At 72.0% G+C, this 25,049-nt stretch carries 2 protein-coding genes; one reads left to right on the forward strand and one right to left on the reverse strand.

Annotation, left to right across the window (positions count from 1 at the left end; all coding sequences use genetic code 11):
- Positions 1-460 precede the first annotated feature (460 nt).
- The gene (locus OO63_RS08545) at positions 461-10,024 is read left to right on the forward strand and encodes a non-ribosomal peptide synthetase (RefSeq protein WP_033263950.1); all 9,564 of its coding nucleotides are present in this window, start codon (positions 461-463) and stop codon (positions 10,022-10,024) included.
- Positions 10,025-10,061: 37 nt separating this feature from the next.
- Here the strand turns inward: OO63_RS08545 and OO63_RS08550 are convergent, their stop codons facing one another.
- Positions 10,062-24,650: a non-ribosomal peptide synthetase gene (locus OO63_RS08550; protein ID WP_051810659.1), complete on the reverse strand. Its 14,589-nt coding sequence runs from the start codon at positions 24,648-24,650 to the stop codon at positions 10,062-10,064.
- Positions 24,651-25,049: the final 399 nt, after the last annotated feature.

The raw sequence follows: 25,049 nt of genomic DNA on the forward strand, positions 1-25,049 counted from the left end.
CAGGTCATCAAGAATCACTTACGACGCGCAAGCGGGCACCCACAGGAGAGTGCGTTTGCCTACTGCGCGAACAAGGGCAGTCCGGACCGCACAATCACTCTCCCGTTGACAGACTCACACGCCCTGATCGATCATCGTCGCGGGCGGCCTCATCGACGGACGATAAACCTGTCGCTTTGTTTCGTATGCCGGTGGCGGCTCCTTCGACTGCCTGGACATATTCACGCCCCACTCGGAGGCAAACACGCTCTACAGCAGGTCAAACCATATGCAGAGCCTCCGAACGACACGTCATGTCACATCTGTGCACGGTGAATACACCCTGCGTGACGAATCAGTCTCCCTTTCGCTCCTGGATTGCGATTCGTAACCTCTCCGGGCTCGACCGACCCTGCTGAGCGAATTCCCACGCCTATTCAAGTCGCCCCTGCGAATAAGCCCCGAGAGTGGAAGAGTCAGCTTGTCCGCCAACCCAGGCCTTGCCACCACCGTGCTCGCGCAGGCCCGTCGCCGCCCCGACGCCGTCGCACTCGTCGACGGCGCGGAGACCCTCACGTACGCGCAGCTCGACGCGGCGAGCGCGGCGGTCGCCCACACGCTGAGCCACCACGGACTGCGCCCGGGGCAGGCCGTCGCCATCTGCCTGCCCCGGTCATGGGAGCTGGTCTGCGCCATGCTCGGCGCCCTGCGCCTGGGTGCGACCGTCGTCCCGCTCGATGCCCAGAGCCCGCCCGAGCGCCGGCGCCACATCCTGACCGACTCGGACTGCGTGGCCGTGGTCCACGGTGCCGTCGGCCTCGCCGAATTACCCGAGGGGGTGCGTTCGTTCGACGTGTCCTCGCTGTTCCAGGGCGCGCCGGACGGCAGAAGTGTCACGGACGACAACGCTGTCAAGGACGGCACCGGTGTCTCCTTCGTCTTCTACACCTCCGGCAGCACCGGCCGGCCCAAGGGCGTCGAAGTGCGGGACGCCGGAATCCTGCGCCTGGCACGCCCCGGCTATCTGCGGCTGGACGAGGGTGCGCGCTTCGCGTGTCTGTCCAACCCCGCCTTCGACGCGATCAGTTTCGAGGTATGGGTGCCGCTTCTGACGGGCGGTCGCTGTGTGATCCTTCGCGACGAGACGGTGCAGACCCCCGATGTCCTCGCGGCCGATCTTGAACGCCTGCGGGTCGACGTCCTGTTCATCACCGTCGCGCTGTTCAACGCGATCGTCGACAAGGTGCCGCACTGCTTCTCCGGGGTCGGTCAGGTCCTCGTGGGCGGCGAGCAGCTCAATGCCCGGCTGATCCGTCGCTGGTTTCGCGACAATCCCGACAGCCCCACCCAGCTCCACAACGTCTACGGCCCCACCGAAGCCACCACGTTCGCCCTGTGTCACCCCATTTCCCGCGACCTCGACTCCGAGGTCATCCCGATCGGGCGCGCGCTGCCGGGCACCGGGGCGCTCGCGGTCGTCGACGGCACCCGCGCCGCCGCACCCGGCGAGGTCGGCGAGCTGTACCTGTCCGGCGAGGCGCTTGCGGCCGGGTACCGCAACCTGCCCGAGGAGACCGAGCGCCGCTTCGTCAGCCTGCCCTGGCACGGCGCGGGGCAGGACGCCGCGGCCACGGCCGGAGAACACGACGGACACCACCGCCACTACCGCACCGGCGACCTGGTACGCGTCGACGCCGAGGGGCGCATGGAGTACGTGGAACGCGCCGACCGGCAGGTCAAGGTGCGGGGCTTCCGCGTCGAACCGGGCGAGCTCGAACGCCAGATCGTGGCCCACCCAGCCGTGCGCGAGGCCTACGTCTGTACACATCGCGACCCGGACGGCGTCAATGAGCTCCTGGCCTATCTCGTGCTCGGCGCGGAGCTGTCGTACGAGGACTTCGACCGGCATCTGGCCGCGAGCCTGCCCGCGTACATGCGCCCTCACCGTGCCTACCGCGTGGTCGAGTTGCCGCTCAACGCCAACGGGAAGGTCGACAAGTCGGCCCTGCTGCGACGGGCCGACGTGCCCTGGACCGCTGCCGACCCCACGCGTCCCGAGGAGACGGCGCCGGTCACCGGCCGGCAACGTGAAGTGCTGACGCTGGCAGAGCAGATCCTGGGTGTCACCCATCTCCGGCTTGCCGACAGGTGGGTCGCGAGCGGCGGTGACTCGCTCAAGGCGCTACGGCTGCGCTTCGAGGTACGGCGGCGCTGGGGCCGCGACGTGCCACAAGCGCTCATCCTCCGTGCCGACTTCGCCGAACTGGCCGCCGTGATCGAGGCGGGCAGCGCGGACGCCGACGTGCCGTACCCGCCGGTGGCGGCCCCCGCGGGGGCCGCTGCCGCACCGGCCACCTCCGAACAGCAACGGCTGTGGCTGCTCCAACAACAGCGACCGGACTGCCGTGGCTACCACGTGCCGTTGGCCTTCCGCCTGGACGGCGCCGTCGACATCGCGGCGCTCCGGCATGCTCTGCGCGCTCTCGTGGTGCGGCACCCGGCGCTGCGTACCGCCTTCGAGTCCACGCCCGACGGGCTGCGGCAGGTGGTGCGCGACGCCTACGACCCCTGGGTCGAGCCCCCGGGCGAAGCGCTCCGGTCCGACGACGGCCGCCGCGCCGCCAAGGACGGCTTCTTCGCCGCCTCGTTCGACCTGGCCGAGGCCAGGCTCCTGCGCGCCTGCTGGCTTCCGGGTCCGCACGGCGGCGAACTTCTGCTGCTCGCACACCACATAGCGGTCGACGGCTGGTCGCTGAACGTGCTGTTCGCAGAGTTGTCGGCGACGTACGCCGAGTCCGTACAAGCGCCGGGCGAGGAACCGCAAGCCACTGCGGGGTCCCTCCCCGACGTCGCCGTGCCGCCGACCACGCCTCCGGCCCTCCTGTCGCACTCCCCCTCGGTCCCCACCCCCCTCGACTACGCGGCCTGGCAAGCCTCGTGGTTCACGCACGACGCGTACCGCGCCCAGCGGTCCGAACTGAGGGAGCACTACGGCACGTCGACGCCGGAATCGATGCCCCTGGAGCCGGTCCGCGCGGCCGGACACACCCCCGGCTGCCGCCTGCTGCGCACCACGCTCGACGCGGGCAGCCGCACCGCGCTCGACCGGCTCTGCGCCGACCTCGGCCGCACGCGCTTCCCACTCCTTCTGGCCGCCTACGCCTGGAGCCTCTACGGCGTGACCGGACGCACGGCGCCTCGGATCGCCGGCCCTGTCGCCGGACGGCCTGTCCAGGAGTTCGATGCGAGCGTCGGCATGTTCGCGAACACGGTGCTGCTGCCGCTGGAACTGGTGCCGCACGAGCGGCTCCACACCCAGCTGCGGCGGCACGCCGACGCCACACAGGCGGTCCTCGACCGGCAGGATGTCGCACTCGCCGACGTCCTGGCCGACCAGGAGTCGGGCGCCGGGCAGCCGCCGTTCGACTTCCTCTTCGTCCTGGAGAACACCGACTTCGGCGCGCTCGCGCTGCCCGGCTGCTCGGCCCGGCCCGAGTGGCCGACTCCGGTCGAGGCGAAGTGTCCCCTGACCCTGTCGGTGGTGGAACACGGCGCGAGCGTCGATTGCCTGTGGGAGTACGACCCCCACTACTTCGACGCCGCCGAGGTGACCGCCCTGGACGAGCTGTTCCGCCGGGCCATCGACCTGCTGGCCACCGGAGCGGACCCCACCCTCGCCGAGCTGGTGGCACCTTATCGCCGCGCCCTGCCCGAGCCCGGCCGCGGCACTGCGACACCACCGGCCTTCACGACCATCGCCGAGGGCTTCGCCGATCAGGTCCGCCGCACCCCCGACGCCCCGGCGCTGGCTTCGGGGGACCAGACGTTCTCCTACGCCGAACTCGACGCCCACGCCGCCGCGTTGGCGGCCGAGCTGCGCCACGAGCATCCGTCGTCCTTGGACGACGACCCCTGCCACGTCGCCCTCTACCTCGACGCCTCGCCCGAGCACGTCGTGGCCCTCCTGGCGCTGGCCCGGCTCAACCTGACCGTCGTACCTCTCGACCCCTCCTACCCGCCCGCGCTGCTGCGGCAGATCCTGGACCAGGTCGAGCCGCTGTGCGTCCTGGTGCCGGCGGACGGGGCGCCCGCGCTGGACGCGTTCGCCCCGGCCGGGCTGCCGCGCCGTCCGGTCGTGCTCCCGGACCAGGCACCGGTGACCGACGGCACCTGCCCGCCGCACGACGGACGGCGACCGCTGTACACCCTGTTCACCTCCGGCTCCACCGGTGCCCCCAAGGGCGTGCGGGTGCCTGACCGGACGCTGTGCGATCTGCTCCAGTGGCAGCGGGAATCCGGAGGCCTCGCGGCGCCCGCTGTCACGCAGCAGTTCGCCATGCTGTCCTTCGACGTCTCCTTCCAGGAGATCTTCGGCACGCTGTGCGGGGGTGGCCTGCTCCATCTCGTACGTCCCGGCCTGCGCCAGGACGCGCCGGCGCTCCTCGACCAACTCGAAGCCGCCGGGATCGAGCGGCTCCACCTGCCCTACGTCGCGCTCCAGGTCCTCGCCGAGCACGCCGTCCGTCTGGGCCGCCACCCCTCGCGGCTGCGTGACGTCATCACCGCGGGTGAGCAGTTGCTGTGCACGGACGCCATTCGCAGCTGGTTCGCCGGACTGCGCGGCGCACGCCTGTTCAACCACTATGGGCCGACCGAGACGCACGTGGTCAGCGCGCTGTGTCTCGACGGAGACCCGGCAAGCTGGCCGGAGCGTCCGGCCATCGGCCGACCGGCAGCGGGTGCCTGGCTCCGGGTCGTCGATGACGCCGACGAGGCCCTGCCGGCGGGACGAGCGGGCCGACTGCTGATCGGCGGCCCCATGGCGGCGCCCTGCTATCTGGCCGACCCCGCGCTGAACGCGGAGCGCTTCGTCGACCTGCCCGGACTCGGCACCTTCTATCGCAGCGGCGACCTGGCCCGCTTCGACGCGGACGGCCTGCTGCACTTCCTGGGCCGCGACGACCAGCAGATCAAGGTGAGCGGCCACCGCCTCGAACTGGGACAGGTCGAGGCAGCGCTGCTGCGGCATCCAGACGTCGTCAACGCCGTGGTGGTACGCGACGCGCACCAGCTGGTCGCATGCGTGCAAGTGCGGGACGGGGGCTCGGACACGGCGCTCGCCGAGGGCCAGAGCCCGGTGGGCACGGTGCCGCGGCTCACCGCGGAAACGCTGGCCCGGCATCTGGCGCCCCTGCTGCCCCCGTACATACGCGTCGACCGCTTCCTGCGTGTGCAGACGCTGCCGCTCACCCCGAGCGGCAAGCTGGACCGGCGAGCGGCGCTCACCGCTCCCGGAGTGGAGCTGCGGTACTCCGGCGACGCCGCCGGGCCGGTCCTCTCGCCGTACGAGGCCCGGATCAGCGACCTGTTCGAGGAAGTGGTCGGGCGGCCCATCGGGCCTGAACAGCGGTTCTTCGACGCCGGGGCGTCCAGCCTCGACCTGATGCGCTTCCATCTGCGCTGTACCGCCGAGCCCGACCTGCGGTTCACCATCCCCGATCTGTTCGAGCACGTCACGGTGCGGCATCTCGCCGCGTTCCTGGAGTCCGCCGCACCTGCTCCGGAAGCCGCGGGGGCGTCTTCCGCATCCGCCGACGAGCCCATCGCCGTCATCGGCATGGCGGTCCGTCTGCCCGGCGCCGACGACCTCGCGTCCTTCTGGGACCTGGTGCGTACCGGTGCCCGTGGCATCGAGCACTTCGATGCCACGGACGGACGGGTGGGCGCGCGCAGCCAGATGTCGGGCCTGCTCTCCTTCGACCCGGAGCACTTCGGTGTCAGCCGCCAGGAGGCCCGGTTGATGGACCCGCAACAGCGGCATCTCCTGATGAGTTCCGTGCAGGCGCTCGCGCACGCCGGCATCACCGACCCGAGCGCCGGACGCGTCGGGCTTGTCGCCGGGTGCGGCGAGAACACCTACTTCCAGGCCCTGCTCCGTGAGGCCGATCCGGATCACGTGCCCGACGGCTTCCAGATGGCGCTCCACCACGACAAGGACTTCCTCACCACCAAGGTGGCCTACCACCTCGATCTGTCGGGCCCCGCCTTCAGCGTCCAGGCGGCGTGCGCCAGTTCGCTGGTGGCGGTGCACGTCGCGGCGGGGCTGCTGCGCCAGGGCGACGCCGACGTGATGCTCGCGGGCGGGGTGCTCGTCGACACGCTCCTGACGGACGGCTACACCTACCGTCCGCAGCACATCTTCTCCAAGGACGGGCACTGCCGCCCGTTCAGCGACGACGCGAGCGGGACCATCGGGGCGAGCGGCGTCGGCGTCGTCGTCCTCAAGCCCCTGCGCAGCGCGCGTCGTGACGGGGACACCGTGTATGCGGTGATCACCGGCTCGGCCCTCAACAACGACGGCTCGGGGAAGCTCAGTTACAGCGCGCCGTCCCTCGCCGGGCAGCGTGAGGTGATCCGCAGCGCGCTGCGCCGCAGTGGCCGTGACGGCTCCGATGTCAGTTATGTGGAGGCCCATGGCACGGGTACGCAGCTGGGCGACCCGGTGGAACTCGGGGCTCTGCGGCAGGCCTTCGGGATCCCGGAGCCGGGCGCGGACGGCTCGCGTGGTGCGAGCGGTTGCGCACTGGCGTCGGTGAAGAGCCAGATCGGTCATCTGGGCGCCGCGGCGGGTGTGGTCGGTCTCGTGCGGGCCGTGCTCGCACTGCACCACGATGTGATCCCGCCCAACATCGACTACCACCGGCTCAATCCGCGACTCGGCTCCGACCCGGCCCCGTTCTACATCCCGACAGAGGCGCGTCCCTGGCCCGCCGAACGCCCCCGAGTGGCGGCAGTGAGCAGCTTCGGCATCGGCGGCACCAACGCGCACCTCGTGCTCGAAGCGGACGGAACGCCGCGGCCAGGCGAGATGCCGCAGCCCAACGGGACAGCGGGATCGGGCGGCACGGATCCGCACCGCCCGGTGATGCCCTGCCTGCTGCTGTCCAGCAGCAGCGCGGCGGGACTCCGCGCCGACGCCGCCCGCATCGCCGACTATCTCGAAGCCCGGCCCACGGAGTACCGCCGCGTGCTCCGCCATCTCCAGGCAGGGCGACCGGCACGGCGCCATCGGGCCGCGGCGGTCTGTGCCGACGCCGGAGCCGCCGTGGCATGGCTGCGTACGCTGCGCGGCTTCGGGACGCCCGGCATCGACACGAAGGCCCGGGAAGAACCACGCTCCGCCACGGACCACGCGGCCGCTGAACTCGTCGACGCCTGGCTGGAGGGTCGGACGGTCCCGTGGCCCGCAGGGCCCGCCCAGGCTCCTTGGGACTTCCCCCCACCGGCCTTCCACCTCACCGACCACGACTTCCCGCGCGCCGCTCCCCCAGGCTCCTCTCCCGAGCCCGAGCCCGAGCCCGAGCCCGAGCCCGAGCCGGAGGCCGCGTGGCCGCAGCGGCTGCCCGAAGCCGACTGGCTGCACCAGACGCACTGGGTGCGCCACAGCCGCGTCCGCGTCGCTGCCGGTCCACGCACGTCCGCGACGCTGGTGTCACTGACCGCCGACCCGGCGCCGCCCGAGGCACTGCGGTCGTTCGAGGGCGTGTACGAGCGGGTGGTGCGGGTCAGCGCGGGCCATGGTTTCGCCCGCCTCACGGACGACGCCTACGAAGTCGATCCCGCCGACCCCGGCTCGCTCCGGCTCCTGCTCACCGAGCTGACCGAGACGGGACCGCCGGGAGCGGACGGGCCGGCGGTGCCCATGGACATCGACTGGCTGCACGCACTTCCGCTCGCGGTGGCCGGGCCCGTCGGTGAGGACACCCTCGACCGCGCCCGCTGGGCCTGCCTGGACACCCCGGCTGCTCTGATCCGGGCGGCGGCGGGCTTGCCGGAGTCGCTGCGCCTGCGGCCCTGGTGGCTGTCGTACCGTGCCCAGCCGATCGAAGGCGACGTGCTGCGACCGGAGTTGGGGCTGCTCGCGGGCGCCGCCGAAGTGGTGCCGCAGGAGTGTGCCGTCGACAGCCACTGGCTGGACCTGCCCTCCCCGGACCCGGACGACTGGGCCCCCGCCCTGGCCGCGCTCCTTGCCGGAGTCGATGCCTCGACGGGCCTGCCCCGACGGCTTGGGCTGCGGCAGGGGTACTGGTGGCGACAGGCCCTGCTGCCCGTGCCCGCGGCCGATGTGCCCGACGCGACCGCATTCGGTATGCCGTCGGCCGAGGCCGACACCCATGTGATCCTGGGTGGCACCGGCGGGATCGGTGTCGCCCTCGCGGCCTGGCTGCTCACACGGTCCCCCTGCCGAGTCGTCCTCATGTCACGCCGCAGGCGGCTTCCCGCGGACCTGACGCCGTGGGCGGACCGCATCAGGCTGGTCGAGGCCGACCTGGCGGCGGATCCGATCGAGGCGGTCCTGGAGCGGATCGAGGAGCACGTCGGACGGATCGGCTGTGTGGTGCACGCGGCGGGCGAGGCGGGCGGCGGGTTGATCGCGCGCCGCGACGGCGCGGCGATGCGGCAGGTCACGGCGGCGAAGCTGCGGGGTGCGCTGTTGACGGAGCGTCTGATCGAGCGGCACCGGCCGGACTTCGCCGTGTACTGCTCGTCGATGGCCGCGCACTTCGGAGGCGTCGGACAGTTCGACTACGCCGCCGCAGCCGGTCTCCTCGACGGCTTCGCCCGCCATCGCTCCGGCGAGGCCGAGGCCACAGCACGCCTCGGGATCGGCTGGGACATCTGGAGCGAGGTCGGCATGGCACGCGACGCCCTGCGGTCCGACGCCCGGCACCAAGCACATCTCATGGTCGGCCTCGCGGTGAAGGAGGGCCAGCGGTTGTTCGCCAGGGCGCTGACGCTCGGCCTTCCACAGCTCCTGGTGTCCACCACCGACATCGACCGGGCACGTGAGTTCTACGTCGCGCCCTCGCGCACCCCGGCGGGGACACGGGACAACGCCGCCGCTCCGGCGGCCCCGTCCGGTGGTCGGGGCGCCGGTCGCCGAGCGGAGCGGGAGCCCGAGCAGGTCGCCGCTCGGCTCGGCGGCTGGGCGCGGTCCCTGCTCGGCCTGGACGACGTCGACCCGGACGCCTCGCTCTACGACCACGGCGCGGATTCGCTGCTGATGCTCGACCTGATCGCCAAGGTGGAGGAGCACTACGGGGTCGACGTCGAGCTCTCCGAGCTCAGCCACCGGGTCAGTCTCAACGAGGTGCGCTCCCGTATCGCCGCTGTCACGCGGGATGCGGATCCGGCGACGGAGCAGTCGGCACCTGAGACAGTCCAGGAACCACCGGCAGCAGAACCGGCGGCGTTGGAGCACAACGCCGCCCAGGATCCGCCCGTCTCCGTGGAGGTCTGGCAGCAGGGCACGGGCCGAGACCTGATCTGCCTCGTCCACCCCGTCGGCGGCGACATCCAGGCGTACCGCACCCTGGTCTCCGCACTGGATCCGCACCTCACGGTCTGTCTGATCGCCGACCCGGGACTGCGGCAGGCGCACCCGCCCCGCTGGTCGATCGCCGACCGGGCCCGTCGTTATCACGCGGCGCTCCAGACGCGATTCCCGCACGGGGAGTGGCGCTGGTGGCTCGCGGGCTGGTCGTTCGGTGCGTGGGTGGCCCACGCGATGGCCGCCGAGGCGGAGGCGGCCGGGCGGCCGGCCGCCCGGCTCTATCTGCTCGACCCGCCGCCTCCGGGTTCCGCACAGCACTTCCAGTCGTACGAAGAGACGCAGTTCGAGGCCGTGTTCGCGCACGAGCTGGGGCAAAATGACGCCGGGGCGCCGGCGAGCCCGCAGGCCGCGGCGTACGCGGAGCGCCTGGCCCGCTGCTGCCGCGCCAACGTCGCGAGTCTGGCGCGGCACGAGCTGCCCCGACTGACCACCACGCCCACACGGGTGTGGCTCGCGGGGCGCCCGGTGGCCGGGCTGCCCCTCATGGGCTCCCCCGGCGCCCAACGACGCGCCTGGCGTACCGAGTTGACGCGACTCGCCTCCTGCGACGTGCTGGACACCACGCACTACGGCCTCGTCCGGACCCCCCAGGTGCGGGCGATCGCCGCCGCCGTCAACACCGACTCCCGGCCGGACACGCCTCTGAGCTGAGGGGCTCCCGGTCCGCCGCCGGGAGCCCCTCGCGCGGCTACCCGTCACATGGCCGGGTCGCGGCGCCCCCCGCCTCCTGGCCCCGGGCAGGGGCCCCTTCGGATCCCCCGTCGTCCACACCCTGGGCAAGCCCCAGTTCGGACCGGACGAGCGCCGCCACCTGCCGCACCTCGTCGCTCTCCAGCATCTCCCAGTGGTCGCAGGCCAGCGGCTCCACGAGATAGCCGCCCCCGGCACGCCGTCCCCAGAACTCCCGTACCTCGGTGCGGTAGGCCTCGGGCATCTCCTCCTCCATGGCCTGCACGAAAACGGTTCGTGCCGAGGTCGGCGGCGGGGCGTAGGCGGCGATGGCACCCCGGTTGTTGTTGTAGACGTCGAAGTACCGCTCGATCTGCTGGTCCTCGATGCCGGGGTACATGCCGTTGAACTTGACGAGCTTGTCGCGGAAGTCCGCCATGTCGACCGGCCCGACAGCAGCGCGCGCCTCGCCGTCCTCCGCGCCCGGCGCGTCCAGGAGCACGACGCTCAGGCGGGTATGGCCGGCAGCCGCGAGGCGCCGACCCAGCTCATGCGCGACCAGACCGCCGAACGAGAGCCCCACGAGGACCAGTGGGGAGCCGTCGAGAAGTGGCTCGGCGAGCTTCTCGTACGCCTCGGCCATGGCCTCGACCGTCGGCAGGAACGACTCGCCCGGGTGCAAGCCGGGCGACTGGATGCCGTACACACCGACGGTGTCGGGGAGCTCCTTGGCCAGGGAGAGGTAGCAGAACGCGGTGCCGCCTGCCGGATGGACGCAGAGCACGCGCGCATGGCCGTCGCCCGCGCGGAAGGCGATGAGGTCGCTCGGCGAAGCGTCGGGGGTGCCTCGGCGCAGCCGCTCGGCCAGTTCCTCGATGGTGGGGTGCAGCAGGATGTCGCGGACCGGCACCTCCTCGCCGAGTTCCTCCCGGATGGCGTGGGAGAGCTTGATGGCCGAGATGGAGGTGCCGCCGACGTCGAAGAAGCTGTCCCGGATGCCGATGTCGGCGGTGAGCAGGAGCCGCCGCCACAACTGGTAGAGAGCCCATTCGGCGTGGTCGCGCGGGTTGGCCCGGTTGACCTGGACAGGTCCTTCGGCACGCGCCCGCTCGACGAGGGCGGCCCGGTCGAGCTTGCCGTTCGGGGCGAGCGGGATCCTGTCCAGGGTCAGGAACATCGAGGGCACGAGGTACGTCGGCAGGCGCTCGCCGAGGAACGCGCGCAACTGGCCGTCGGACGGACCGCCGACGGCCGGGTCCACGGGGACCACGCAGGCGAGCAGCTGCGGCGCACCGTGCTCCGCGCTGACCACGACGGCGGCCTGGGCGACGCCGGGGTGCTGGGCGAGGGCCGCCTCGATCTCGGCGGGCTCGACGCGGATGCCACGAATCTTGGTCTGGTCGTCGGCGCGGCCCGCGTACACGAGCTGCCCGTCGGGGGTCCAGCGGGCGAGGTCGCCCGTGCGGTACATACGGGTACCGGGCGGCCCGTACGGATCGGCGACGAACCGTTCGGCCGTCAGGGCGGCGCGGCCGTGGTAGCCGCGAGCGAGGTGCCCCGCCACGTACAGCTCGCCGATCGCGCCGGGCGGCAGAGGTGTGAGGGCGGAGCTGAGGACGTGTGCGCGCATGTTGCCGAGCGGAGTGCCGATGGGCGTGGCACCCGTGTCCCCGAACCCTTCGTCCTCGGGGTTCTCCTCCCCGAGACCTTCATCGGCGATGCGGCCCCCGGCAGTGAACGTCGTCGCGTAGAACGACTCGGTCTGGCCGTACGCGTTGACGACGCGGGCGCCCGGAACGGCCCGGCGCACGCGCCGGACGAGGGCGGCGGGCAGGACCTCACCGGCGAGGACAACGGAGTCGGCGCGCAGCGCCCCGTCGTCGAGCTGGTCGAGGACTTCCGCGAGGACGGACGGCACGGCGCTGACCAGACCGCCGTTCCAGCCACCGCGCTCTGCGATCGCGAGGACGTCGCGGACGACCTCGACGGTCCCGCCCGCGGCGAGCGTGGTGAGGATCTCGAACACCGACACGTCGAAGTTGACGGAGGTCGCGGCCAGCGTGCGGCTGTTGGCTACTACTCCAGTGGCGTCGGCGAGGCGCAGCGCGCCGTTGACGAGAGCACGGTGGGTGAGGGTGACGCCCTTGGGAGCGCCGGTGGAGCCGGATGTGTACATCACGTACGCGGCGTTGTCGGGCCGCACCACGGGACAGGCCACCTGCGGCTCGGGGGCGGTGACGTCGACGTCCTCGACGCACAGTCGCGGCACGTCGAGGTCGCCAGGCAGGACATGGGCGGTGGCCGTGCTGGTCAGGACGAGGGCACAGCGGCAGTCGGCCAGTATGTGGTCGAGGCGAGCGCTGGGGTAGGCGGGGTCGATGGGCAGATAGGCCGCGCCTGCCTCCAGTACGGCGAGCATGCCCACGACGAGGTCGATGGTGCGGGGCAGTGCCAGTCCCACCACGGTCTCGGGGCCCGCGCCCCGGGCGACGAGTTCCCGGGCGAGTCGCCGGGTGCGCGCGCCAAGATCGGCGTACGTCAGAGAGACACCGTCCCCGGTCACCGCGGTGGCTTCCGGGCACTGGGCGACCCGGTCTGCCACGAGCCGGGGGACCGTCCATTCCGGCACGTCGGCGATGGTGCCGTGCGCCCGGTCGAGGAGCAGATCGCGTTCGGCGTCGAGAAGGAGGTCGAGACGGGCGAGCGGAACGTCCGGGTCGGCTGCGATCCGGTCGAGGATCAGGGCGAGGCGGGCGGCGATCGCCTCGACGGCGGCCCGGTCGAGGGTGCCGTCGCGGTACTGGAACTCCATCCGCAGATCCGGCTCCGCGATCACGGTCAGCGGGTAGTGGGTACCGGAGATCGCCCGCGTGCCCGTGACATTGACCTCGGCCGCCGCGAGCGCCGAGGCGAGTCTGGGCCGGTCGACCGGAACGGACTCGAAGACGAGCATCGTGTCGAAGAGGGCGCCGAACCCGGTCCTCTTCTGGATGTCGCTGAGGCTGTGGTGATGGTGGTCCAGGAGAACGGCCTGGCGCTCCTGGAGCGCGGTGAGAACCTGCGCGAGTGTGTCCCCGGGCGCGAACCGCACGCGTACGGGAAGGCCGTTGACGAACAGGCCGACCATCTCGTCGACACCCGCCACCTGCGGTGGCCGCCCGGAGACGGTGGTGCCGAACAGGACGTCCTCGCTTCCGGTCAGGTGCCCCAGGAGCAGCCCCCAGGCCCCCTGGAGGAGCGTGTTGAGGGTGAGGCCGAGATCGGCCGCCCGGTCCTGGAGTTCGCGCACCGTCCGGGGCGGCACGCGCAGCTCCACACGGCCGGGGCCGCTCCGTTCGGCGGTGGCAGCGGCGGGTCCGGCCAGGAGCGTCGGCCCGGCGATCCCTTCGAGCTCCCGCGCCCACGCCCGTGCGGACGCTGCTTGGTCCTGCCCCGCCAGCCAGCCGAGGAAGTCCCGGTAGGGGTGGACGGGCGGCAACGCCGAGGGGTCCCCGTCGGCCGCGTACAGGTGCAGCAGGTCCGACACCAGCAGCGGCATGGACCAGCCGTCGAACAGGACGTGGTGAGCGGACAGCAGCAACTCGGAGCGGTCCGCTCCGGTTCGGGCGAGCGTCATGCGCAGCAGCGGCGGCTCGGCCGGGTCGAAGGGGACTGCCCGGTCCTCGGCGATGAGCTCATCGACAGCCGTCTCGAGGTCGGCGGTGTCGAGGCCGCGCAGGTCCACGACCCGCCACGGCAGCGGGATGCCCTCGACGACGAGCTGTACCTGCTCGCCCCCTGCACCGGTCGCGAAGGCGGTGCGCAGGGCGGCGTGGCGGTCGAGCAGCGCCTGGGCCGCCGTCCGCATCCGCTCGGCGTCGACGAAACCGCCGAGTCGCAGCACGAAGTGCACGTGATAGGCGTCGTACGAGTCGTCGGCGAGGCTGCTCTCGAAGAGCAGGCCGGATTGCGCCGCCGTCACCGGCCAGACGTCGGCGAGGCCGGGGTACGTCCGCCGCCACGCCTCCCGGTCGGCCGCGTCCACCGCGACCAGCGGGCCGACGCCAGGCTCGGAGCCGGACCCGCCGGTCGCGGTCCCGGTGGGCCCGCTCGCGACCTCCGCGAGGCGGGCGACGGTGCGGTGCTCGAAGACCTGCCGGGTCGTGAGGGTGATGTCGTGCGTACGGGCGCGGGAGACAACCTGGACGGAGCGGATGCTGTCGCCGCCGATGGCGAAGAAGTCGTCGTCCACGCCGACGCGTTCCACACCGAGCACGGCCGCGAAGGCGGCGGCGAGGAGTCGTTCCGCCTCGGTGCCGGGCTCGCGGTAGGCGGTGCCCTCGGCGCTGTCCGGCCGGGGCAGCGCTCTCTTGTCGAGCTTGCCGTTGGGTGTGAGCGGCAGCGCTTCGAGGAGGACGAACGCGGTGGGGACCATGAACTCGGGCAGCCGCGCGGCCGCGTACCGCCGCAGCACCTTGACCCGCACCCCGGCAGCGGTCGGCACCACGTAGCCGACGAGCTGCGCGGTCCCCCTGTTCTCCCGCGCCACGACGACGGCGCGGGCGACGCCGGGGTGCCGGGTGAGGACAGCCTCGATCTCGGCGGGCTCGATCCGCAGACCGCGGACCTTGATCTGACCGTCGCCGCGCCCCAGGTACTCCAGCTGGCCGTCGGGCAGGCGGCGCACGAGGTCTCCGGTGCGATACATGCGGGCGCCGGGCGGACCGTAGGGGTCGGCGACGAAACGCTCGGCCGTGAGGCCCGGGCGGTTGCGGTACCCGCGGGCCAGGCTGGGCCCCGCCACGTACAGCTCGCCCGGGGTGCCCTGCGGGGCGGGAGCGAGGCGTTCGTCCAGGACGCGGACACGGACGTCGACGGCCGCCGCGCCGATGGGGGCGGGGCCGGTCGTGAGTGGCGCGCTGATCGTGGCGCAGACCGTGGTCTCGGTCGGACCGTAGGCGTTGACGAAGCAGCGCCCCGGCGCCCACGCGGCGACGAGATCCGTCGGGCAGGCCTCACCCGCGACGGTCAGCGCCTTCAGCGACGTCAGGGTCTTCGAGGCCGCCTCCGGGACAGTCGCAAGCACACTCGGCGGCAGCGTCACGTGCGACACGTTCCGCTCCGCGAGCGTCTGGTACAACTCGTCCCCCACGAGGCGACGCTGACGCGGCACGATCAGAGCCGCCCCGGTGGTGAGGGCCTGCACCAGCTCGACGAACGCCGCGTCGAAGCTCGGCGACGCCACCTGCAGGATCCGCGAGTCGGGCTCGATCCCGAGCCGCTCGCGCTTCGTGGCACTCAGCGCGGCAAGGCCCGCGTGGGTGACGATCACCCCCTTGGGGCGGCCCGTCGAGCCGGACGTGTAGATCACGTACGCCGGGTGGGCAAGGGCTGTCTGGACCCTCGGCTCGGCGTCCGGAACCTGCCGCCAGGCCGCCCGGGTCTCGTCACTGTCGACGGCGACGATGTCCACGCGAAGCTCCCGCGGCAGCTCCGCGAGACAGTCCGTCGTCGTCAAGATCGCTACCGGATCCGCATCCTGGACCAGGTAGGCGATCCGGTCCGCGGGATACTCCAGGTCGACCGGGAGGTAGGCAGCCCCGGCCTTCAGCACTCCCAGGGCGACGGCGACCTGGTCCGCGCAGCGTGGCATCGCCACGCCCACCAGGCTCTCGGGGCCGACGCCCCGGCCGATCAGCCAATGCGCGACCCGATTTGCCCGCGCTTCCAGCTCCCCGTATGACCAGGCCGCCTCGTCCGACTCCACCGCGAGGGCATGCGGGGCGTGTCGCACCCTGGCGGCGAACAGCTCGGGGAACGTCGCCTGTTCGACCTGGAGGGGGGTGTGCGCCCTTTCGGCGGCGAGGAGTTCACCGCGCTCCTGCCCTGTGAGCAGGTTGGCGTAGCTGATGCGGTGCGAGGGGTGGGTGACAACGGTGGTCAGGAGCCGCTCCCAGCGTGCGATCAGGTTCTCGATCGTGGTCGCGTCGAACAGCTCGGTGGAGTACTCCACTCCGATCTGGATGCCCGCGGGCTCGCGGTCCTCGAAGGTCTCACTGAGGCTGAACAGCATGTCGTAGCGGGACGTGCCGGTGCTCGCGAACTCGGCGCCGATGCGGAGGCCGGGCAGGTCGAACCGGCCCTCCTCGTTGTTCTGGAGCACCAGCGCGATCTGGAACAGCGGGTGGTAGGAGGTGGACCGCTGCGGGTTCAACCGCTCCACCAGGGCCTCGAAGGGAACGTCCTGGTGGGTGTAGGCGGCGAGGCTCGACCTACGGACCTGCGTGAGCAGCTCGGCGAAGGTCGGGTCGCCCGAGGTGTCCGTGCGCAGCACGAACGTGTTCACGAACAGGCCGACGAGGTCCTGCAGACTCTCGTCGGTCCGGCCCGCGATGCCGCTGCCGATCGCGATGTCCTCGCCCACACCCAGCCGGGACAGCAGGGCAGCCATCGCCGCCTGGAGCACCATGAACGGCGTCGCGTCCGCCGAGCGAGCCAACTCGACCACCGCACGGTGGACTTCAGGCCCGAAGGACGCGGTCAGCACCTTTCCGGCGTAGTCCAGGGAAGCCGGGCGTGGCCGGTCGCCCGGGAGCGTCGTCGTCGCAGGCAGCCCGGCGAGCTGGTCCGACCAGTAGGCGCACTGCCGGCTGAACAGGCTGTCAGGATCGCCGGGTTCGCCGAGCAGGTCACGCTGCCACAGCGTGTAGTCCGTGTAGCTCACGGGCAGCGGCTCCCACGTGGGCCCGGCGCCCTCGGTCCGAGCCGTGTAGGCCGTGGCCAAGTCCCGGGCCAGCGGGGCGACGGACCAGCCGTCCCCGGCTATGTGATGGATCACCAGGGCGAGGACGTGGATGTCGTCGGCTGTGCGGAAGAGGCTCGGGCGCACGGGTACGTCGACCGCGAGGTCGAAGGTGTGGCGAGCGCTGGCCGCGACGGCGCTGACGAGTTCGTCTTCCCCGCACACCGCTTGCACGGTCAGCGGCACCCACGCCCGCTCCGGCGCGAGCACGTGCTGGTAGGGCCTGCCGCCGTCGCCCTCGGGGAACACGGTGCGCAGGGTCTCGTGCCGGGTGATCACGTCGTTGAGCGCCGACTCCAGCGCTGGGACGTCGAGTTCACCGTCCAGACGCAGGACGAACGCCATGTTGTACGTCGGTGAGGGCCCCTCGTACTGGTGGAGGAACCAGAGCCGCTGCTGGGCGAAGGAGAGTGGCGGCCTGTCTGGGCGCTCCTCACGGCGGGTCAGCGGTTCCCGGGTCCGCGCGCCGCCTTCCAGGTGCGGGGCCAGCGCGGCCACGCTGGGGTGCGCGAAGAACACCCGCAGCTCCACCTCCGCGCCCAGGGTGGTACGGATGCGGCTGATCAGCTTCGTGGCGAGCAGTGAATGGCCGCCGAGGGCGAAGAAGTCGTCGTCGACGCCGACCCGTTCCACGTCGAGGACCTCGGCGAACAGGTCGCACAAGAGCTCCTCCTGGAGCGTGCGCGGCTCCCGGATGCCCGGCTGCGGGGCGAAGTCCGGCGCGGGCAGCGCCCGTCGATCCAGCTTGCCGTTGGCGTTCAGCGGCACGGCGGCGATCGCGACCACCGAGGCGGGCACGAGGTACGCGGGCAGTCGTTCCTGGAGGTAGCCGCGCAGGGAGCCGACCAGTGCACCGATCTGGGTCGCCGCGGCCGGGTCGCTCGCCAGCCACTTGTCCCCCCGCCCAGAAGGTCGGTACACACCGGTCAGGGCACGGGCTGTCACGGTGGCGTCGGTGAGAATCAGCGTGTCGAAGCATTCGCCCGCTTGCGCCCACGTCGGCAAGGCGCTCCAGCCGAGCCCCGCGGCCCAGTCCCGCACCTGCTGCGGATCCAGCGCCGGCTGCCGGGCCGGGGCCGCCATCAGCTGGGCGTCGACGGCCAAGGCGACTTCGCCGCCGACCCGGGCGTTGGGGATCCCGGACACCCGCAGCACATGACCTCGCTGGGCCCGCACGAGGCTCTCAAGTCCCCGCAGGTCGGCGACCTGCCGGCCCCAGACCACGCTCGGGGCACCGCTCAGGTCCTCGACCCGGGTGCCGGGCTTGTGCAGGACGATCTCGTAGCGGTGACGGGTGAGTTCGTTGTGCGCGGCGCCGGTCTTCATGCGGATGTCGACGCCCGCCGCACCGTGGCGAGCGCCCCACTGGTGGAACCACTCCGGGTCGAGGACCAACTCGGGCTCGGTGAGCATGGCCCGGGAGACCGCGGCCCGCACCGCTGACGACGGGGCGGCCGCGTGCTCGGCCTTCTGGGCGTGGTGCACTCCGGCGGCGAACAGGTGCAGCGACCCGGCGTTGCGCACGTCGCCCACCAGGATCCGCCCGCCCGGCTTGAGCACCGTGAAGGCCTGGGCCAGGACCTGGTCCAGATATGCGGCATGCGGAAAGTACTGGATCACCGAGTTCAGGACCACCATGTCGAAGTGGCCGACCGGCAGCCCGCTCACATCGTCGGCGTGCTGGTGGCGCAGCGTGACCTTGTCCACGAACCCGGCCTCGGCCACCTCCCGCGTCAGCCGCCCGATCACCTGCGAGGACAAGTCGGTCGCCCAGTACTCCTCGACATGGGGCAGGACGTGCGCCATCAGCAGCCCCGAGCCGACACCCAGCTCAAGCACCCGGTCGGGCTTCCAGCAGGTGATCTGCCGCACCGCCGCGTCGCGCCAGTCGCGCATCTCGTCCAGGTCGATCGGCTCACCGGTGTAACTGGAGTTCCAACCGGTGAAGTCCTCCCCCCACTGCGTCGTGGCGGCCGAGTAGACGTCGTCGTAGATCTGCTCCCACTCGTCGACCTGCTGTTCGGACTCCGCCACCTGCCGCGCGCCGTCCAGCTCCGGTACGACGTACGCCACCAGGCGCTTGTCGCCGTCCGCCGCGTGGACCGTGACGACTGCCCGCGCCACGGACGGATGGCCCGCGAGCACCGCCTCGATCTCGCCCGGTTCGATGCGCAGGCCATGAATCTTGACCTGGTCGTCGGCTCGGCCCAGGTACGTCAACTGACCGTCGGGCAGTTGGCGTACGAGGTCTCCGGTGCGATACATGCGGGCGCCGGGCGGACCGTACGGGTCGGCGACGAAACGCTCGGCGGTCAGCGTCGGGCGGCCGTGGTAGCCGCGGGCCAGTGAGGGACCCGTGACGTAGGCCTCGCCGGGGGCGCCGGGCGGGACCAGGCCGAGGCGTGCGTCGAGCACACGCACCCGGCCATCGGCCACAGCGGTGCCGATGGGGGTGGCGTCGGTCGTCAGGGGGGCGCTGATCGTCGCGCAGACCGTGGTCTCGGTGGGCCCGTAGGCATTGACGAGCCGCCGTCCCGCACCCCACTTCGCGGCGAGGTCCGGTGGGCAGGCCTCACCGCCGACGGTCAGCACGCGCAGCGCTCCGAGCGCCCTGGAGGCCTCCTCCGGGAGGGTGGCCACGACGCTCGGCGGCAGCATCACATGCGTGATCTCGCGCTCCGCGAGGACCTGGTAGAGGTCGTCGCCCACCAGGCGCCGCTGCCGCGGTACCACGAGGGCCGCACCGCTCGTCAGGGCCTGCACCAGTTCCCAGAACGCCGCGTCGAAGCTCGGTGACGCCACCTGCAGGATCCGGGAGGTGTGCTCGATGGCCAGACGCTCACGGGTCGTGGCACTCAGCGCGGCAAGACCCGCGTGGGTGACGGTCACTCCCTTGGGGCGGCCCGTCGAGCCGGACGTGTAGATCACGTATGCCGGGTGGGCCGGAGTGAGGCCGACGCTCGGAGCGGAGTCCGGGCCCTGTCGCCAGGCGGCCTGTACCACCGCCGAGTCAATGGCGAGCGCCTCGACAGCAAGACCCGACGGCAGTTCCGCGAGGGAGCCCTCAGTCGTCAGGATCGCCGCTGGGGCCGCGTCCTCGACCATGTACGCGATCCGGTCGGCCGGATACTCCAGGTCCAGCGGGAGATGGGCCGCGCCCGCCTTCAACACACCCAGGGACAGAGCCACTTGGTCGGCGCACCGCGGCATCGCCACGGCCACCAGGCTTTCGGGGCCGATACCGCGACCGATCAGCCAGTGCGCGATCCGATTCGACCGGGCGTCCACCTCCGCGTACGTCCACACCTGTTCGTCGGACACCACGGCGAGCGCGTCCGGGGTCTCCCGCACCCGGGCCGCGAACAGCTGCGGGAACGTGGCCACTTCGACGGTGTGCTCGGTCGGGCGGCCGGCCTCGGTCAGTTCGTGGCGCTCCTCGGCGGTGAGGAGGTCGGCGCGGCTGATGCGCTGGGAGGGGTCCTCGACGGCGGCGGCGAGGAGGCGCTCCCAGCGGGTGATCAGTGCCTCGATCGTGGCGGTGTCGAACAGCTCGGTGGAGTACTCGGCCGTGAGGGCGATGCCCCCGGGGCCGGTGCGGCCCCTGAGGCTCCCCGTGTAGGCCTCCGTCAGGCTGAGCATCAGGTCGTAGCGGGCTGTTCCGGTACTCCTGCTGTCCACATCGGCGCGCAGTCCGGGCAGTTCGTACGCGGCTTCCTCGTTGTTCTGGAGCACCAGCGCGATCTGGAACAGCGGGTGGTGCGAGGTGGACCGCTGCGGGTTGAGCTTCTCCACCAGAGCGTCGAAGGGGACGTCCTGGTGGCTGTACGCGGCGAGGCTGGTCTCGCGGACCTGGTCGAGGAGATCGGCGAACGTGGGGTCGCCGGAGGTGTCCGTGCGGAGCACGAGCATGTTCACGAACAGGCCGACCAGGTCCTGCAGGCCTTCGTCGGTGCGGCCCGCGATGCCGCTGCCGATCGCGATGTCCTCGCCCGCACCCAGCCGGGTCAGCACGGCGGCCATGGCGGCTTGGAGCACCATGAACGGCGTCGCGCCGAACGCGTGCGCCAACTCGATGATTCCCCCGTGCAGTTCGGGTGCGATGGTGTGTCTCAGCGTGTCGCCGCTGTAGTCGAGGTCGGCCGGGCGGGGCCGGTCGCTGGGCAGCGTCGTCGTCTCGGGCAGCCCGGCGAGCTGTTGAGCCCAGTAGGCGTACTGCTCACCGAACAGACTCCGCGGGTCCGCCTCGTCGCCGAGCAGCTCACGCTGCCACAGCGTGTAGTCGACGTAATGCACCGGCAGTGACGACCAGTCGGGCGCGGCGTGGGCGACCCGGGCACGGTAGGCGGCGGTCAGGTCCCGGGCGAGCGGGGCCAGGGACCAGCCGTCCCCGGCGATGTGGTGGATCACCAGGGCGAGGACATGGGTGTCGTCACCGGTGCGGAACAGCTGCGCGCGGATGGGGATGTCGGCCGCGAGGTCGAACGGGCCGCGGGCGGCAGCGGTCAGAGACGCCGTCAGATCGGCCTCGTCGGCCACGTCCCGCACGTGCGGGGACAGCTCGATCGAGTGGCTCCACTCGGCGCCGTCGACGTCCAGGACCCGCTGGTACGGTTCGTCGTCGACCTGGGGGAACACCGTGCGCAGGGTCTCGTGCCGGCCGATCACGTCGTGGAGCGCGGCCTCCAGCGCCTCGACGTCGAGCGCACCGGTCAGCCTGAGGGTGAACGGCATGTTGTACGTCGGTGAGGCTTCGTACTGCTGGAGGAACCACAGGCGCCGCTGGGCGGGGGAGAGCGGGGGCCGCTCGGGCCGGTCGGCGCGGTGGGTGAGCGGGGTCCGGGCGCGGGCGGACCCGTCCAGGTGGGGAGCGAGCCCGGCGGCGGTGGGGTGCGCGAAGACGGTGCGCAACTCGATCTCGGTGCCGAGGGTCGCGCGCAGGCGGCTGACGAGCTTCGTGGCGAGCAGCGAGTGGCCGCCGAGGGCGAAGAAGTCGTCGTCGACGCCGACCCGGTCGAGGCCCAGGACATCGGCGAAGGCGCCGCACAGCATCGCCTCCCCGGGGGTGCGCGGGGCGCGGCCGGTGGCCTGGGCTGCGAAGTCCGGGGCGGGCAGGGCGTGGCGGTCCACCTTGCCGTTGGCGTTCAGGGGCAGCTCGGCGATGGCGAGGACGGCGGCCGGAACGAGGTGGCTGGGCAGCCGCTCCTTGAGGTGATCGCGGAGCGAGCCGACCAGGGCGTCGGTCCGGGCCGCGGCGGCCGGGTCGGTCGCCGTCACCGCATCGGCGCCGCCGGACGGCAGGTGGACGCCGGTGAGGGCTCGGCCCTCGACCGCGCCGTCGGCGAAGACGAGCGCGTCGAAGCAGTCAGCGGTACGCGACCAGGTCATCGCCACGCCCCAGCCCCGTGCTGCGGCCCAGTCGGCGAGCTGCCCCGGATCCAGTGCCAGTTGCTGCGGATCGGACACGCCTCGCTGTGAGCCCGTCATCGCCTCAGGCGCGGACCGCCGTTCCAGGAGGCGGGCACTGACCGCCAGGACGGCCTCGTCACGCAGACGGGCGTTGGGGACACCGGTCACCCGCAGGACGCATCCGCCGCCTTCCCGCACCCGGTCCTCGACCTCGCGCAGATCGGCTACGTGGTGACCCCACTCCACCGCCGGAACGCCGCTCAGGTCCTCCGCCTCCACGCCGGGCTTGTGCAGGACGACGTCATAGCGGTGGCGGGTCAACTCGTTGTGGGCCGCGCCGTCCTTGAGGCGGACGTCGATCCCCGCGGCCCCGTGGCGCTCGGCCCAGGACGCGAACCAGTCCGGATGCACGGCGAGTTCGGGATCCATCAGGATCGCGCGCGCCACGGCCACGCGCACCGCCGACGGCTCGGCGCCGGGCCCGGCCGGTTCCTGGGTATGCCGTACGCCGGCGTGAAACAGCGGCAGCGTGCCCGCGTTGCGCACGTCCCCGACCACGATCCGCCCGCCTGGTGCGAGCAGCGCGAAGGCCCCGCCGAGGACCCGGTCCAGGTAGTCGGTGCACGGGAAGTACTGGACGACGGAGTTGAGCACCACCGTGTCGAAGTGGCCCTCCGGCAGGCCACGCACGTCGTCGGCGCTCTGATGGCGCAGCGTGGCCCGGTCCCCGAATCCGGCCCGCTCGGCCTCGCGGGCGAGACGTTCGACGGCTCGGGCGGAGAGGTCCGTGGCCCAGTACTCCTCGACGCGGGGCAACAAGCGGGACGCCAACAGGCCGGATCCGGCGCCGATTTCGAGCACCCGGCGCGGCGCGAAGGACGTGACGCGCCGGACCGCCGCCGCACGCCACTCCCGCATCTCGTCCACGTCCATGGGCTCGCCCGTGGCACGGGAGTTCCAGCCGGTGAAGTCCTCGCCCCAGACCGCGTCGGGGGTGACGTAGACCTCTTCGTAGACCCGCTGCCACTCCGCGACGATCCCCCGCTCCGCCTCCACGCCGAGCCCCGGCTCCTCTTCCGCGTCCGCCCCGTCGGGCTCCGGCACCACGTACGCGACCACGTGTCGTTCGCCCGTACGGTCCTTGTGCAGGACCACCGCGGCGCGAGCCACGCCGGGATGCCGGTCGAGGGCTGCCTCGACCTCGCCGGGCTCGATCCGGAATCCGCGGACCTTGACCTGGTCGTCGGTGCGGCCGTGGAAGGTGAGACGGCCGTCCGGGGCGCGCGAGACCAGATCGCCGGTGCGGTACATGCGGGCGCCGGGGCGGTCGTCGAAGGGACAGGCCACGAAGCGTTCGGCGGTCAGGGTGTGGCGGCCGGGGTAGCCGCGGGCCAGGCCTTCGCCCGTCAGGTACAGCTCGCCGGGCTCCCCGTCCCGCACGGGGGCGAGCGCGGCGTCCAGGACATGTGCCCGCAGCGCGGCCAACGGCCGCCCGATCGGCACCGTGTCGTCGACGCTGTCGGCGTCGGTCATGGAGTGCAGGGTGGCGGCCACGGTCGCCTCGGTGGGCCCGTATCCGTTCACCACGGTCAGGCCGGGGCATGCGCGCAGGACGCGCCTCACCGCGGCCGGGGACAGGGCCTCCCCGGCGGGACACACCTCGCGCAGGCCGGTGAAGGCCGTCGGGTCCTCGTCGGCGATCAGGGCGAACAGCGCCGCCGTCAGGGTCACCATGGTCACACCGTGGTCGGTGATGGCCGCCCTGAGCACAGAGGCGTCGATGCGTCCGGGCGGGGCGAGCACGACGGTGCCGCCGCCGAGGAGCGGTATCCACAGGTCGTAGGTGGAAGCGTCGAAAGCCAGGGTGTTGTGCATCAGGAGCCGCTCGTGATGGCCGGCTGCGAAGGCGGGGTCGGCAGCGAGCCCCACGACGCCGCGGTGCGTGACGGCGACGCCCTTGGGCAGGCCCGTGGAACCGGAGGTGTACATCACGTACGCCAGCTGGTCCGACCGCGTCCGGTCCGCCGTCACCAGCCGGTGACCGGAGGCCTCGGCGAGGTCTGCCGCCGTGCGGGGCTCGTCGACGACGAGGCGGGGCGTTGCGTGTTCGGGCAGGTCGGCCGTGGTGCCGATGTCGGTGACGAGCAGGACGGGCGCGGCGTCGTCGAGGAGGAACCGGAGCCGCTCGGCGGGGTGTTCGGTGTCGAGCGGGAGGTAGAGGCCACCGGCCTTGAGGACGGCGAGGACGGCGACCACGTACGCGGCCGAGCGTGGGAGCGCCACGGCGACGACGGACTCCTGGCTGACTCCACGCGCACGCAGGACCCGGGCGAGCCGGTTGGCCGCCGTGTCCAATTCGCCGTACGTCAGTGGCGTGCCGGTCCCGCCGACCACAGCGACCGTGTCCGGAGCGGCGTCCACCCACTGTTCGAAACCGGTCGCGACGGTCGTATCCGCTACGACCCCGGAGACAGTCGTGTCTGATGTGGCCGGAGAGGCGGACGGTTTCCTCGGGACAGCCATGAGAGGCACGCTCCTTCTGAGGCCACTGTGGTAGTTGGCAACACCACGGACCATAACGTTCCGGCCAGGCCGGACGGAAGGTTCAGCAGCCACCGCCGAGGCATATGACGCCCGCTCGCCAACTCACCCCGTATGCAGGCCCGTTGGGCCACACACCCCCTGCCCCGACGGCCAGAAGGACATTGGGGAGCCGAGAAGCTCAGCTTCACAGAGGGACGCATGAGCTTCCCCCTGAAGAGATGCGGAACGAGCGAGTCGGGATGCATCCAGTATCAGCCACAACTGATCATCTTCGAA

This window comes from Streptomyces alboflavus (genome assembly GCF_000716675.1).
Taxonomy (GTDB): Bacteria; Actinomycetota; Actinomycetes; order Streptomycetales; family Streptomycetaceae; genus Streptomyces; species Streptomyces alboflavus.